Annotated in this window: 11 protein-coding genes and 2 pseudogenes; 8 read left to right on the forward strand and 5 right to left on the reverse strand. The window is 73.7% G+C overall.

What is annotated here, in order from left to right; translation table 11 throughout:
- Positions 1-21: 21 nt before the first annotated feature.
- Positions 22-1,179, forward strand: a complete 1,158-nt coding sequence (locus A6R01_RS10645; RefSeq protein ID WP_292605659.1) for a sulfotransferase — start codon at positions 22-24, stop codon at positions 1,177-1,179.
- An 11-nt stretch (positions 1,180-1,190) separates the two neighbouring features.
- Here A6R01_RS10645 and A6R01_RS10650 read toward each other — a convergent pair whose 3' ends face one another.
- The gene (locus tag A6R01_RS10650) at positions 1,191-2,612 is read right to left on the reverse strand and encodes a cytochrome P450 (RefSeq protein ID WP_292605661.1); all 1,422 of its coding nucleotides are present in this window, start codon (positions 2,610-2,612) and stop codon (positions 1,191-1,193) included.
- A gap of 71 nt (positions 2,613-2,683) precedes the next feature.
- On the opposite strand from A6R01_RS10650, the gene A6R01_RS10655 reads away from it, so the two are divergent.
- Positions 2,684-4,081 carry a M1 family metallopeptidase gene (locus A6R01_RS10655; RefSeq protein WP_292605663.1) on the forward strand — a complete coding sequence of 466 codons (1,398 nt, stop codon included), beginning with the start codon at positions 2,684-2,686 and terminating at the stop codon, positions 4,079-4,081.
- Positions 4,082-4,187: 106 nt separating this feature from the next.
- Here A6R01_RS10655 and A6R01_RS10660 read toward each other — a convergent pair whose 3' ends face one another.
- A complete protein-coding gene (locus A6R01_RS10660; RefSeq protein WP_292605665.1) occupies positions 4,188-5,963 on the reverse strand; it encodes a M1 family metallopeptidase in 1,776 nt (591 codons plus the stop codon).
- Between the two features lie 147 nt (positions 5,964-6,110).
- On the opposite strand from A6R01_RS10660, the gene A6R01_RS10665 reads away from it, so the two are divergent.
- Positions 6,111-7,142 (forward strand): methylenetetrahydrofolate reductase C-terminal domain-containing protein, encoded by a 1,032-nt coding sequence (locus A6R01_RS10665; protein WP_292605667.1) that lies wholly within the window; start codon positions 6,111-6,113, stop codon positions 7,140-7,142.
- Positions 7,143-7,285: 143 nt separating this feature from the next.
- Positions 7,286-7,687, forward strand: a pseudogene (locus A6R01_RS10670) (methyltransferase domain-containing protein); the annotation flags it as partial.
- 123 nt (positions 7,688-7,810) lie between these two features.
- On the opposite strand, the gene hutI reads toward A6R01_RS10670, so the two are convergent.
- The 3 genes from hutI to A6R01_RS10685 are packed head-to-tail and all read right to left on the reverse strand — an operon-like array spanning position 7,811 to position 11,498.
- The gene (gene hutI, locus A6R01_RS10675; RefSeq protein WP_292605669.1) at positions 7,811-8,986 is read right to left on the reverse strand and encodes an imidazolonepropionase; all 1,176 of its coding nucleotides are present in this window, start codon (positions 8,984-8,986) and stop codon (positions 7,811-7,813) included.
- The gene (locus A6R01_RS10680) at positions 8,983-10,257 is read right to left on the reverse strand and encodes a formimidoylglutamate deiminase (RefSeq protein ID WP_292605671.1); all 1,275 of its coding nucleotides are present in this window, start codon (positions 10,255-10,257) and stop codon (positions 8,983-8,985) included. The genes hutI and A6R01_RS10680 overlap by 4 nt, the downstream gene beginning before the upstream one ends.
- Entirely contained in the window at positions 10,254-11,498 is a 1,245-nt protein-coding gene (locus tag A6R01_RS10685; RefSeq protein ID WP_292605673.1) for an allantoate amidohydrolase, read from the reverse strand. The genes A6R01_RS10680 and A6R01_RS10685 overlap by 4 nt, the downstream gene beginning before the upstream one ends.
- 22 nt (positions 11,499-11,520) lie before the next feature.
- On the opposite strand from A6R01_RS10685, the gene A6R01_RS10690 reads away from it, so the two are divergent.
- The 4 genes and pseudogenes from A6R01_RS10690 to A6R01_RS10705 all read left to right on the forward strand — a co-directional run.
- Entirely contained in the window at positions 11,521-12,171 is a 651-nt protein-coding gene (locus tag A6R01_RS10690) for a nitroreductase family protein (protein WP_292605675.1), read from the forward strand.
- A gap of 362 nt (positions 12,172-12,533) precedes the next feature.
- Positions 12,534-12,905 (forward strand): annotated as a pseudogene (locus tag A6R01_RS10695) (M20/M25/M40 family metallo-hydrolase); the annotation flags it as partial.
- The gene (locus tag A6R01_RS18305; protein WP_366925106.1) at positions 12,806-13,516 is read left to right on the forward strand and encodes a M20/M25/M40 family metallo-hydrolase; all 711 of its coding nucleotides are present in this window, start codon (positions 12,806-12,808) and stop codon (positions 13,514-13,516) included. The pseudogene A6R01_RS10695 and the gene A6R01_RS18305, both read left to right, overlap by 100 nt.
- Positions 13,513-14,648: MFS transporter (locus A6R01_RS10705; protein WP_292605677.1), on the forward strand; the 1,136-nt coding region annotated here is incomplete at its 3' end. The genes A6R01_RS18305 and A6R01_RS10705, both read left to right, overlap by 4 nt.

Here is a 14,648-nt window from a genome sequence, read left to right on the forward strand (position 1 = left end):
GGTGAGACGAGAGGCAACCTGATGTCTGACAACGTGATGACCCGCGAGCGGGCCGACGTGGGCAGCTACGAGGACATCGTGGCCGCGGCGGTGCGCACCGTGGGCATGGACGACTTCGGCGGCACCGCGCACGAGGAGGGGCTGCGGGTCCTGGTGGAGGACCTCAACTCCCCCGAGGCGGGCCTGACCGGCCGCGGGAACTACTTCCAGCGCTCGGAGGTGAAGTCGGCGCTGGTCGGCCGGCTGCTCACGCAGGCGCAGTTCAACGCGCTGCCTCAGCACCGCGACGTACCCGTCGAACGGCCGATCTTCGTGATGGGCCTGCCGCGGACGGGCACCACGGCGCTGCACCGGCTGCTGGCCGCCGATCCCGCGCACCAGGGCCTGGAGATGTGGTTGACGCAGTACCCCCAGCCGCGGCCGCCGCGCGAGACCTGGGAGGACGACCCGATCTTCTCGGCGATGCAGCAGGCCTTCGCCGCGCACCACGTGGAGGACCCGGAGTTCATGGGGATCCACTACATGGACGCGACCTCGGAGGAGGAGTGCTGGCGGCTGCTGCGCCAGACCGGCAAGTCCAACTCCTACGAGTCGCTGGCCAACCTGCCGCGCTACACCGAGTGGCTCAAGGGGCAGGACTGGACCGACGCCTACGCGCGGCACCGGGAGAACCTGCAACTCATCGGGCTCAACGACCCCGAGAAGCGCTGGGTGCTCAAGAACCCCTCGCACATGACGGCGCTCGACGCGCTGATGTCGGTCTACCCGGACGCGCTGGTCGTCTACACGCACCGCGACCCGGTCGTCTGCATCGCCTCGTCGTGCTCGCTGTCGGCGGCGACGACCGCCGGGCACAGCGACACCTACGTCGGCGGGGTCATCGGGCACACCCAGCTGGACCTGTGGAGCCGCGCCTACCACGCGTTCCACGACGCCCGGCCGCGCTACGACTCCTCGCAGTTCGTCGACGTCTCCTTCGCCGACCTGCAGGGCGACCCGATGGGCACGGTCCGCGGGGTCTACGAGGCGTTCGGTCTGTCGCTGTCGGCCGAGGCCGAGGCGGTTGTGAAGGCGATCGACGAGGAGGCGCGCACCGGGCACGCCAAGCCCTCGCACCGCTACTCGCTGAAGGACTACGGGCTCTCGGAGGCCCAGGTGCAGGCGGCGTTCGACCGGTAGGGCAGCCGCTCCTACTGCCGCGTCACCCGCACCAGCGCACCCCGCTTCGGCACCGAGGTGATGTTGCGGACCTTCGGCTCCTCGGGCCCGACGGCGGCGACGTCCCAGCGGGCCAGCACCTCACGCAGGACCGCCACGCCCTCCATCTGCGCGAAGCCCGCGCCGATGCAGCGTCGTACGCCGCCGCCGAACGGGATCCAGGTGTTGGTCGGCGGGTTCTGCCCCAGGAACCGCTCGGGGCGGAAGGCGTCGGGCTCGGGGTGGTTCTCCGGGCGCTGGTGAGCCACGATGATCGACGGCCCCACGGTGGTGCCGGCGGGCAGGTCGACCCCGCCGATCGTGGCGGGCTCCATCAGCGTGCGCACCACCATCGGGATCACCGGGTGCAGTCGCATCGACTCCTTCATCACCGCCTCCAGCCAGGCGTCGTCCTCGGTCGTGGGGCCGTCGGGGCCGGTGCCGCGCGCAGCCTCCTGGCTGCGACGCAGCAGGTCGGGGTGCTGCCCGAGCTCGCGCAGCGCCCACGCCAGCGAGGTCGCGGTCGTCTCGTGCCCGGCGAGCAGCAGGGTGACCAGCTGGTCGCGCAGCTCGGTGTCGGACAGCGGCTGCTCGCCCTCGTCGGCGCCGGCCCGGATCAGTCGTGACAGCACGTCGGTGCGCTCGACGAGGTCGGGCGCTGTACGCCGCTCGCGGATCTCCGCGTGGATGAGCCGGTCCAGGGCCGCCTGGGTGTCGACCGTGCGCTTCCACGGCCCCATCCGCTGCAGCCACGGGTAGCCCCAGCCCAGCAGCACCACGGGGCTGATGTCGACGGTGGCGTTGACCAGCGGCCGCATCGCGGCGAGCCGGTCGGCGTCGGTGACACCGAAGACCACGCGCAGGATGACCTCGAGAGTGAGGGCGTTCATCCGGTCCAGCGAGCGGAAGGTCGCACCGTCGGGCCAGTGCTCGGCCTCGTCGGCGGCCAGCTGCGAGACGAGCTCGCGGTAGCCCTTGAGCGCCTGCCCGTTGAACGCCGGCATCAACAGCTTGCGCGCCCGCTTGTGCTCCATCGAGTCCTGCAGGAGCAGCGAGTGCCGGCCCATGATCGGGCCGAGGATCGCGTTGCCCTTGCCGGCGTGGAACACCTCGGGGTCGCCGGCGAAGATCTCGCGCGCGTGCTCGGGCCGCGTGAAGAAGACCAGCGGCCGACCGCCGGGGATCAGCCGGACGGTGAACACGTCGCCGTACGTCCGCTGCAGGTAGGGGTGGAACCAGTGCCGGAAGCGCATCAGCGCCGCGCTCTGCACCAGCACCGGCCACCCGGGGCCGGGCGGCAGCCCGGCACCGCTCGGCGGCGGCAGGTCGCGGGCGCCGATGGAGGCGCCGCTCATGCTGCGGAAGCGGTCGGCGGTGAGGTCGGCGGTGTCGGGGAGCTCGTGCGCGGTGGCCACGGTCACACCCTAGGAGCCGCGTCCACCCCGAAGACCCGGCCGAGCAGCCCCGTCTCACCTACTGTCAGCAGGTGACCAACGACCGGCGCCGTACGCCGACCCGCCGCGCCCGCACGCTGGGGCTGTCCGTGGCCGGCGTCCTCGCCGGGTCGGTGCTGGCCGCGCCGCTCGTGGCCGCGAAGCCGGACACGTTGTTCCCGTCGATGGGCAACAGCGGCTACCAGGTGCGCGCCTACGACGTCGCGATCGACTACGCCCCGCTGACCAACCGCGCGATCGCGACCGTCCGCATCCGGGCGGTCGCCCGCCAGGAGATGCGCCGCTTCCACCTCGACTTCTCCGGCCCGGAGGTCACCGCGGTGACCGTCGACAAGCAGCCGGCCACGTTCGTGCGCCGCGGGGACGAGCTGGTCGTGACACCCGCCGAGACGCTGGAGAAGGGTCGCTTCACCGCGGTCGTCTCCTACGACGGGGTGCCGCCGGAGCACACCGACGACGACGGCAGCACCGAGGGCTGGGTCCGCACCAGCGACGGCGCGGTCGCCGTCAACGAGCCGGTCGGTGCGATGACCTGGCTGCCGTCCAACAACACCCCCGGTGACAAGGCCCGCTTCACCTTCCGCGTCAGCGCGCCCGCCGGCTACTCCGTCGTCGCCAACGGCGAGCTCGTCGGGACCGCCCCGCACGGCACCGGCACCACCTGGACCTGGCGCCAGGCCGAGCCGATGTCGACGTACCTCGCGATGGTCGGGATCGGCCGCTACGACGTCACCGAGTCCAGCGTCACCTCCGTCGACGGCCGCGAGCTGCCGCTGTGGTTCTTCGAGGACGCAGCGCTCGGCGGCGCCCGCCCGGCGCGCGAGGTGCTGCCCGAGGTGATCGCGTTCTGCGAGAAGCTCTTCGGCGCCTACCCGTTCTCCTCGGGTGGGCACGTCGTCGACGACGCGTACGTCGGTTACGCGCTGGAGACCCAGACCCGACCGTTCTACCCGCCGGGCGGGGCCTCCACCTCGACGGTCGTGCACGAGACCGCGCACCAGTGGTTCGGCAACTCCGTCACCCTCACCGACTGGCACGACATCTGGCTGGCCGAGGGCTGGGCGACCTTCACCGAGTGGCTCTGGTCGGGGGCCCACGACGGGCGGACCCCGCGCGAGCGGTTCGACACGCTCTACGCCCGCGACGCCGACGACGACCTGTGGAGCCCGGCGCCCACGGAGTTCACCGACCCCGCCGACCTGTTCGGGGAGCCGGTCTACCAGCGCGGCGCGATGACGCTCTTCGTGCTCCGCCGCGAGATCGGCACCCGCGACTTCAAGAGGCTCGGCCGCCGCTGGGCGGGCAAGCACGCCTACGGCAACGTCACCACCCGTGACTTCGAGCGGCTGGCCGAGAAGGTCTCCGGCGAGCAGCTCGACGAGTTGTTCGACGACTGGCTGCGGCTGGACGGCAAGCCGAAGGGCTACTGACGCTCCGGGCCGACCCAGACCACGACGTTCTGCAGGGAATCCGGCCTCCAGACCTGCACAACGTCGTGATCTGCGCCGTGCGGGCTCACGGCCACTGCGGGCGCTGTCAGGCGAGAATCCGGTCGACGACGCCCTGGCTGACGGGGTGGTACGTCGGTCGCGCGAGGGCGTAGATCTCCCACGCCCGCTCCTTGCCGCGCTCGGTGGCGGCGAGGCGGGTGTAGACCTTGCGCAGGTAGAGCGCCCGGCCGTGCCGGGTGAGCAGGTCGCCCAGCGCCCGGTCCGCGGCCGGCCGCTCGAAGACCCAGCCGGCGGCGACGACCAGCTCGAACCAGGCGGTCGCGACCTCGATGTTGCCGGTGGTCGAGAAGCCGAACGCGGCGTCGACGTCGTCGAGGAGCGCGTGGTCGGCGTCGGCCGGCAGCGAGCGGACGAGGTGCACCCACTGGTGGCTGACCCAGCCGCCCACGTCGAGGTCGGCGGCGGGGGTGCCGGCCAGCAGCCGCGCGACCTGCGCCTCGACGAGGCTGAAAGCGTCGGAGGTGAAGACCGGGGCGTCGTCGGGGACGCCGGGACCGTGGATCCACTCCTCGACCCGCACGTCGTCGGGCGTCAGGCCGGCCGGCGCGAGCAGCTCGGACTCGAGGTGGGCCAGGAAGGTCGGGGTGTCCATCGAGCCGAACGCGAACCGGTCGAAGTAGTCGCGCAGGAACGCGTCGAACGTCTCGCGGCCGACGCGGGCCTCGAGCATCCGCAGGAACAGCGAGCCCTTCTCGTAGGGCAGCTTCGGCAGGTAGCCGTCGGGATCGACCAGCTCCGCGTGCAGCACGGTCTGCTCCGGGGAGGCGTCGTCGAGGGTCTTCTCCAGCTCCTGTCGACCGAGCCGCAGCAGCATGGAGGTGTAGTCGGCGCCGTACATCTCCTCGTCGATGCGGGTCTCGAAGTACGTCGTGAAGCCCTCGTTGAGCCACAGGTCGTTCCAGGTGACGTTGGTGACGAGGTTGCCCGACCAGGAGTGCGCGAGCTCGTGGGCGACGAGGGTGACGAGCGACCGGTCGCCGGCGATGACGGTGGGGGTGGCGAACGTGAGCCGGGGGTTCTCCATGCCGCCGTAGGGGAAGCTCGGCGGCAGGATGAGCAGGTCGTAGCGGCCCCAGCGGTAGGGGCCGTAGAGCCGCTCGGCGGCCTCGATCATCGCCTCGGTGTCCGCGAACTCCCACGCCGCCTCCTCGACCACGGCCTCCTCGGCGTAGACGCCGCTGCGGGCGCCCAGCTCGCGGAAGCGCAGATCACCGACGGCGAGGGCGACGAGGTAGGTCGGCACCGGCTCGGGCATGGTGAAGCGGTACTGCCCGTCGGCGCTGCGCTCGGTGGGGTTCTCCGCGCTCATCACCGCCATCAGGTGCGCGGACACGCGGACGGTCGCGTCGTACGGCGCGCGGATGCCCGGGCTGTCCTGGCAGGGGATCCAGCTGCGCGCCAGGATCGGCTGGGACTGGGTGAACAGGAACGGCTGGCCCGACGACGTCTGCTCCGGGCCGAGCCACTGGAGGGCGGTGGCCTTGTCGGTGGTGGCGTAGTGGACGACCACCCGGTCGCTCTCGCCGAGCCGGATCGTCAGCGGGGCGCCGAGGATCTCGTCGTGCTCCCCGACGTGGTGCTCGAGTGGAGTCCCGTCGCCGTCGGTGACCGCCCCGAGGTCCAGGTGCCAGGTGTCGAGGGCCAGCTCGGTGGCTTCCGGGTCGACCCGCTCGACGTCGAGCGTGACGCTGCCGGCCAGTCGCTGCCGGTCCAGGTCGACGTCGAGGTCGAGCGCCATCCGGCGTACGACGACCTCGGTGGGGCGGGCGTAGGAGTGCGGATCGGGCGTCAGGCGGGGCACGGGCGCAACCTATCCGTCGGAGCCGGACGGACCGAAGGGCCTTCCGGCCGGGCCCCCTCGGCGGGGTGAGACGGCGCAGGGGCTCGTTCGGTCCGTCCGGCTCCGGCTGCTCGCCCGGCACCGGCTCGCCCGGTCGGTGCCTGCGGCGTGGGTAGCGTCATCGGGGTGACCACCGCCGCGACCGCCTGCCCGAAGGGCATGACGTTCGGTCCGTGCGGCGGGGTGCGCGAGGACCTGCGCTGCGAGCTGGCAGACCACCGGTGCACGTTCGCCGACCTCGAGGACCCGGTCCCGTGGGCCGGGCGTGAGGCCGCCCCCGGCCCGTCGTCCTCGGTGCTGCTGGCAGCCCTGGAGCGCGGGGACGCCGTGCTGAGCGACCTGACGCTGCCGTCCTACGACCCGGCCGCGGTGGCGCAGAGCGTCGCGGTGATGCGCGGGTCGTGCGACGCGCTGCTGCTCGGGGAGCACCAGAACCGGCCGGACTTCCCGCCGACGGTGCTGGCGGCGCTGGTCCGCGAGGCCGGCGGGGTGCCGTGGGTGACGCTGGCCTGCCGCGACCGCAACCGCGTGGTGCTGGAGCAGGAGGTCGCCGGGCTGGGACTGGTCGAGGCCGACGGGGTGCTGTGCGTGACCGGGGACGGCCGGGCTCCGGGGGTGCGGCCGGGGGTCACGCAGGTCTTCGACCTCGACGGCACCCGGTTGGCGGCGCTGGCCGCGGGGCGGGGCCTGGCGGTCGGTGTCCCGGAGTCGCCGGAGGCCGCGCCACGGCAGCTGCGCCCGGGGCGGTTGGTGGAGAAGCAGCGCGCCGGGGCACAGGTGGCGGTGCTCAACCACGCCGGGTCGCCGGAGACGGTGGCGCGGTTCGTCGCACGGGCCCGGGAGCTGGGGCTCACGATCCCCGTCGTGGCGGGCGTGGCGGTCTACACGGACGCCGCGGGGGCGCGGGTGCTGCAGGGGTTCCCCGGGCTGCACCTCGACGACGCCCGGGTCGAGCGGGTGTTGGCCGCCGGCGACGTGCGGGAGGCAGGCATCGAGGCGGCCGTCGAGGAGGCTCGGGCGCTGCTCGCGGTGCCGGGCGTGTCAGGGGTCAACCTGTCGGGACGGGGCAGCTCGTCGAGCGAGCTCGACGGCGCCGAGGTGAAGGCCGAGATCGGTCGTCGGATCCAGGAGGGTGCATGAGCGAGGAACCGATGGTCGAGGAGTTCGACACGGTGGCGAGCTGGACCGCAGACGCGGTCGAGGAGCTCGGGCAGGACCACGCGCTGCCGGCGGCGTGCCGCGGCAGCGGCAGCCCGGCCGCGCTCCGGTGGCTGGCGGACCGGATGGGGCTGGCGCCGGGGATGCGGCTGCTCGACAGCGGCGCCGGCGTCGGCGGGCCGGCGCGGCTGGTCCAGGAGACGCACGGCGTGCAGCCGACCCTGGTGGACCCGATGGAGGGGGCGTGCCGGGCCGCGGAGCGGCTCTTCGGGTTCCGGGCGCTCGTCGGCGACGGGGCCGCGCTGCCGGTGGGGAACGGTGAGTACGACGCCGGCTGGTCGCTCGGGGTGCTGTGCACCGTCGAGGACAAGGCCGCCCAGGTCGCCGAGCTGCGGCGGGTGGTGGCCGGGGGCGGCGCGGTCGGGCTCCTGGTGTTCGTCCGGACCGTCGAGGAGCTCACCGACCCGCCCGAGGGTAACCACTTCGTCACCGCCGACGAGCTGGACGGGCTGCTGCGCGGTGCCGGTCTTGAGGTCGTGGATCGGGCCTGGCTCGGCGACTTCGACGACCCGCCGCAGGACTGGCAGGCTCCGCGACGGCTCGGTGGCCGGACGGCTGGTGGTGTGCCGGGTGCCGGTGGCCTGACCGGGTCAGAGCACCGGCCGCCCGCGCTGCCAGACGCCGGCGACGAGCGGGACGCCGGGGCGATAGGCCAGGTGCACGTGGGAGGGCGCGTCGAGCAGCACCAGGTCGGCGCGTCGCCCGGGCACCAGCCGGCCGACGCCGTCCGCACCGTCGAGGTCCAGTGATGCCGCGGCCGTGGCCGTGACCGCGTGGACCGCCTCAGCCGGCGTCAAGCCCATCTCGCGCACCGCCAGCGCGACGCAGAGCGGGATGGAGCTGGTGAAGCACGACCCGGGGTTGCAGTCCGACGCCAGCGCGACACGGACCCCGGCATCGAGCAGGCGGCGGGCGTCGGGGTAGGGCTGGCGGGTGGAGAACTCCACGCCGGGCAGCAGGGTGGCGATCGTGCCGGAGTCACGCAGCGCGTCGACGTCGGCGTCGTCGAGGTAGGTGCAGTGGTCGACGGCCAGCAGGCCGCGCTCGCACGCGAGCCGAACGCCGGGGCCGGGGCCGAGCTGGTTGGCGTGCAGCCGCCCGCGCAGCCCGGCCGCCTCGCCGGCGTCGAGCACCGCGCGGGCCTGGTCGGCGTCGAACGCACCCCGCTCGCAGAACGCGTCGATCCACCGCGCGTGCGGGGCGCACGCCTCGAGCATCGGCCCGGTCACCAGGTCGACGTAGCCGGCCGGGTCGTCGGCGTGCTCCTGCGGCACGACGTGCGCGCCCAGGAAGGTCGTCTGCTCGGTCAGCTGTCGCGCCACCGCCAGGCTGCGCGCCTCGTCGCGCACCGACAGCCCGTAGCCGGACTTGATCTCCACGGTGGTCGTGCCCTGTCGCAGCATCTCCTGCACCAGCCGAGCCGCGTGCGAGAGCAGCTGCTCGTCGGTCGCGGCGCGGGTGGCGGCGACGGTGGTGCGGATGCCGCCGGCGGCGTACGGCGTCCCGCTCATGCGCGCCGCGAACTCCTGTGCCCGGTCGCCCGCGAAGACCACGTGGCTGTGACTGTCCACGAACCCCGGCAGCACCGCCCGGCCCCCCGCGTCGACGACGGCGTCCGCGGCGGGCGCGTCGGTGGCGTGCCCGACCCAGGCGACCCGGTCGCCCTCGACGACCAGCGCGGCGGCCTCGATGGTGCCCAGGAGGCCCTCGCGGTGGGGGTCGTTGGTGACCAGCTCGCCGATGTTGGTCAGCAGCGTCGAGGTCATGACCAGATCCTCCCGATCGTCTCGGTCAGCGCGCCACCCACGGTCGGCTCGTCCCCGCGCCGGTGCGCCACCCGGCCGTCGACCACGACGTGGGTGACGTCGGCGGCGGTGGCGGCGAAGACCGCGGTGTGCTCGTCGTCGCCCGTGCCGGCGGTGCGCGGGGAGGTGGTGTCGAGGGTGACGAGGTCGGCGCGGGCGCCCACCTCGATCCGGCCGACGTCGCCCAGGCCCAGCACGTCGTGCGCGGTCGCGACGTCCAGCAGCTCGGCCGCGGTGAAGTGCCCACGGGCCCGGGTGGCCAGCCGCTCGTGCATCTCCAGCCCGCGCAGCTCCTCGAACGGGTCGACCACCGCGTGGCTGTCGCTCCCGACGCTCAGCCGGCAGCCGGCGTCGGCCAGCCGTCGCGCCGGCCCGATCCCGTCGGCGAGGTCGCGCTCGGTGGTCGGGGTCAGGCAGACGTTGGTGCGCGTGCTCCCCAGCAGCTCGATGTCGTCGTCGGTGAGGTGGGTGGCGTGCACGACGGTCGTGCGCGGCCCGAGCAGTCCCTCGGCGTGCAGCAGCCCCGCCGGCGTCAGCCCGTACGCCGCCAGGCAGCCGTCGTTCTCCGCGACCTGCTCCGACAGGTGCACGTGCAGCGGGTGCCGGCCGCGGAGGTGGTGCAGCTCGTCGCGGGGCACCGCCCGCACGGAGTGGATGGCCGCGGGGCCGGCCCCCGCCCGCGCCGCCCAGGCCGCACCGGACCCGTCGGAGTAGCGCACCTGCACGCCCTCGGGCGGCGCCCCGAACCCGCTGGAGAGGTAGGCGGTGTCCAGCAGGACCAGCCTGATGCTGGCGGTCTCGGCGGCGTCGCGCAGCGCGTCGCGCATCGCGTTCGGCTCCTCGTGCAAGGTGCCGTCGGGCTGGTGGTGCAGGTAGTGGAACTCCCCCACCGACGTGTAGCCGGCGACGACCATCTCGCGGAACGTGGCGGCGGCCAGCTCGCGGTAGGAGTCGGGTGTGAGGCGGCCGGCGACGTCGTACATCTGCTCGCGCCAGGTCCAGAAGGTGCCGCGCTGGCGCTGGGTCCGACCCCGCAGGGCGCGGTGGAAGGCGTGGCTGTGGGCGTTGGCCAGGCCCGGCAGGGTCAGGCCGTCGAGCCTGGTCGCGCGCGGGACGTCGGCCGCGGCCACGTCCGGCGTGACCCGGGTGAACCGCCCCCCGGCGACCTCGACGAGCACGTCGTCGAGGACCGTGCCGTCGACCCACGCACGCTGGAGCGAGTAGCCGGTCACGACACCAGCCGGGTCAGCGTCTCGGCCAGCGCGTCCACGCCGGCCAGGCAGTCGGGCACCTCGGCGTGCTCGTCGGGCGAGTGGGAGACGCCGGTGGGGTTGCGGACGAAGAGCATCGCCGTGGGGATGCCGGCCGCCGACAGGATGCCGGCGTCGTGGCCGGCCTGGGTCGGCAGCACCGGCCAGTCGCCGCTCGCGTGGCCGGTGGCCAGGGACGCCGCCAGCCCGGGGTCGAAGGAGACCTCGCCGGAGACCGACTCGGCGGTCACGGTGACGGTGGTGCCGTCACGCTCGGCCCCCTCGCTCGCCCGCGCCGTGATCCGCTCGACCAAGGCCTCCAACGAGGCGACCGACGAGGCGCGGGCGTCGAGCCAGCCCGTCACCCGCGACGGCACCGCGTTGGTCCCGTTGGGGTTGACCTCGACCCGGCCGAAGGTCGCGCGCTCCCCCGCGAGCCGAGCGGCCTCGTTCGCCGCCAGCACGGTCGTGGCGTAGGTGAGCATCGGGTCACGCCGGTCCTCCATGCGGGTCGTGCCCGCGTGGTCGGCGACGCCGTCGAGGTCGAACCGGTAGCGCCCGTGCGGCCAGATCCCGCTCGCCACGCCGACGGCGTGCCCGAGGTCGACCAGCGCACGGCCCTGCTCGACGTGCAGCTCGACGAAGGTGGTGACCCCGGCGAGCAGGTCGACGTCGTCCCCGGTCGTGCCGGCCGTGCCGGCCGTGCCGGTCATCCCGGGCAACCCCTGGGCCTCCAGCGCGTCGGCGAGGAACACCCCGTCGCGGTCGCGCAGCTCGCGGGCGGTCGCCCACGGCGTCGCACCGGTCAGCAGCCGCGAGCCCAGGCAGGCCAGCCCGAAGCGCGAGCCCTCCTCCTCCACGAACACCCCGACCCCCACGGGTCGCGCCGGGACCACGGCGTGCTCGCGCATGCGGTCGATGGCCGCCAGCGCCGAGACCACACCGAGGGGTCCGTCGTACGCACCGCCCTCGAGGACGCTGTCGAGGTGCGAGCCGGTGAGGAGCCGGTCGCTGGGATCGGTGCCCTCGGGCTCCCACCAGCCGACCAGGTTGCCCAGGCCGTCGCGCTCCACGCGCAGGCCGCGGGCCTCGCACTGCTCGACGAACCACGCCCGCAGCTCGGCCTCCGGCGAGGTCCACGGCTGGCGCAGGTAGCCCCCGGTCGCGACGTTGCGCCCGACCGGCGCGATCTCACGCCACATCGCCTCGAAGTCAGCGGGCATGGTTGCTCCTAGGGTCGGGGGCATGGAGTTCCGCGAGGTCGTACGCCGGCGCCGGATGGTCCGCAACTACGCCGACACCCCGGTCGACCCGGCCGTGCTGCAGCGGATGCTCGACCACGCGACCCGCGCCCCGAGCGCCGGGTTCAGCCAGGGGTGGGCGTTCGTGGTGCTCGACTCGCCCGAGGACGTCCGGCGCTTCTGGACGACCGCGACCGACGACGTGGACGACCCCGACCCGTGGCTCGCGGGGATGATGCGCGCGCCGGTCGTGATCGTGCCGTGCAGCAACCGAGCGGCGTACCTCGACCGCTACGCGGCGCCGGACAAGGCGGGCACCCGGCGGCGCAACGGCAGCCCCGCCGGGGACCCGTGGAACGTGCCGTACTGGCACATGGACGCTGCGATGGCCGCGCTGCTGATCCTGCAGACCGCGGTAGACGAGGGGCTTGGTGCCTGCTTCTTCGGGCTGCCGCCGCACCGCGAGCTCGACCTGCGCGAGGAGCTGTGGCTGCCCGACGACGTCGACCCGATCGGCGCGATCACGATCGGCCACCGGGCGCAGGACACCGGCAACCGGGGCTCGCCGCGCACGCGTAAGCGCAAGTCCGTCGAGGACGTCGCGCACCGCGGCCGCTGGGGCGGCACCTGGCCCTCGGCTCCCACGGACGACTGACACCTCTCCAGTCCATCGCCGGGGCGGTGCCGGGTCAACGAGCATCGCCGCCGAGGCGTCTCGGATCCCAGACGAGGCGGGGCGCCGATCGACCGTCGCTGAGGGACGCGCGGGCGTAGGGTCCCCACGTGACCTTGAGGGAGGCTCGGCGCGAGCGCGCCGTGGAGGCGTTGCAGGCGGCGGTACGGATCCCGACGGTGAGCCGTCGCGACGGGGTGGACACCGAGGTGTTCGACGCGTTGCTGGCCGAGCTGGAGCGGCGCTTCCCGCTGCTGCACGAGCGCCTGGAGCTGACCCGGGTGCACACCCACGGGCTGCTGTTCCGCTGGCCCGGGGCGAGCGACGCGCAGCCGGTGGTCCTGATGGCCCACCTCGACGTGGTGCCGATCGAGGACGAGTCTCGCTGGACCCACCCGCCCTTCTCCGGTGCCGTGGTCGACGGCGTGGTCTGGGGTCGCGGCACGCTGGACGACAAGGGCTGCGTGGTCGCCATCTGCGCCGCGGTCGAGGAGCTGCTCGAGGACGGCCACGAGCCCGCCCAGGACATGTGGCTCTCCTTCGGCTGCGACGAGGAGGTCTTCGGCCAGGCGGCGCCCGAGGCGGTGGCGGTGCTGCGCGAGCGTGGCGTCGAGCCGTGGTTCGTCCTCGACGAGGGCGGCGCCGTCGCGGGTGGGGCCTTCCCCGGCGTGAGTGCTCCGGTCGCCGTCGTCGGCGTCACCGAGAAGGGCGTCACCTCGCTGCTGCTGCGCGCCGAGGGCCGCGGCGGCCACGCCTCGACCCCCGCCCGCAACGGGCCGACCGCACGGATCGCGAAGGCGATCACCGCGCTGGAGTCGTCTCCGATGGCACCCGCCCTGCCCGCGCCGAACGTCGAGCTGTTCCGCCGGCTCGGGCCGCACCTGCCGCTCCCGCTGCGCCCCGTCGTCGCGGCCGCCGCGCGGGTGCCCGCGGTCCTCACCCGCACGGCGACACCGTGGAGTCGGTGCTCGAGCACGTCCGCCGCGCCGTGGGGCGTGGGGTCGACATCGAGGTCGTCGAGGAGGGCGAGGCGAGCCCGCTGTCGCCGTACTCCACCGCCGAGCACGCCGACCCCGCCTTCGACCTGCTGGAGACCACGATCGGCGAGGTCTTCCCCGACGCCGTGCCGTCGCCCTACGTGATGATGGCCGGCACCGACTCGCGGCACTTCACCGAGATCTGCGAGCGGGTCTACCGCTTCGCGCCGTTCCGGATGAGCAAGGCCCAGCGTGAGGCGATCCACTCCCACGACGAGCACCTCGGCGTGGAGGACTTCCTCGACGGCGTGGCGTGGTACCGGCTCCTGATCGAGAGGCTCCCCGCATGACCACCCCCACCCGCACCGGCGTCACCCCCGGGCAGGGCCTGCTCGCGATCGTCGGGCTGCTGGTGGCCGTCGAGGTCGCCAGCGGCGTGCTGCAGGGCTACTACACGCCGATCTTCAGCGACATCGCCGACCACCTCGGGATCGACGACGCCGACGTCAACTGGTTCGAGGCAGCACAGCTGATCGTCTCGGCGCTGTGCGTGCCGCCGCTGGCTCGGCTCGGCGACCTGGTCGGCCACAAGAAGGTGCTGGTGCTCTCGACCGCAGTCACCGCGCTGGCCTCGTGGGGCGTGGCGTTCGCCCCGTCCTTCGGCACCTTCCTGGTCGCGTGGGCCCTCCAGGGTGCGTACGTCGTGTGGTTGCCGCTCGAGGTCGCGATCATCCACCGGCGTACCCGCGACACCGGCCGCCAGCAGCTGCTCACCCGTCGCGCCGCCGCCGTGCTGGTCGGGGCGCTGGAGCTGTCGGTGATCATCGGCGCGCTCACCTCCGGCGCGCTGGTCGAGGCGACGTCGATGACGACCCTGCTGATGCTGCCGGCGATCGTGACGACCGTCGTGCTGGTGCTCGTCTGGTTCGGCGTCGAGGACGTGCCCGGGGAGGCCACCGGCGGGTACGACTGGCGCGGCCTGGGCATGATCACGCTGGTCCTCGGCCTGGTGATGGGCGGCCTCATCGCCATCCGGCTGCAGGGCCCGGCCGCGGCGCTGCCGTGGCTGCTGGTGCTGGCCGGGCTGGCGGCGCTGGTGCCGTTCGTGCGGCTCGAGCGGTCGCTGGCCGACCCGATGGTCGACGTGCGGCTCCTCGCACGCACCGACCAGTGGCCGATCCAGCTCACGGCGTTCCTCTTCGGCATGTCCGTGCTCGGCGCCCAGATCCCGCTGTCCACCTTCGCCCGCACCGACCCCGACGTCGTCGGCTACGGCCTCGGCGCGGACGCTGCCTTCGTCTCGACGCTGGTCGGGGTGTACGTCGTGTTCCTGGCGATCGGCGCGTTCACGCTGCCGCTGACCGCGCGGCTGCTCGGGCCGCGCGGGGCGCTGGTGGCCTCCTCGCTGCTGGTGGCGCTGGGCTACGGGTTGTTCCTGCCCTTCCACGACTCCACGACCCAGACGCTGACCAACATGGCGAT

Source organism: Nocardioides sp. REDSEA-S30_B4 (assembly GCF_001627265.1).
Lineage (GTDB): Bacteria > Actinomycetota > Actinomycetes > Propionibacteriales > Nocardioidaceae > Nocardioides.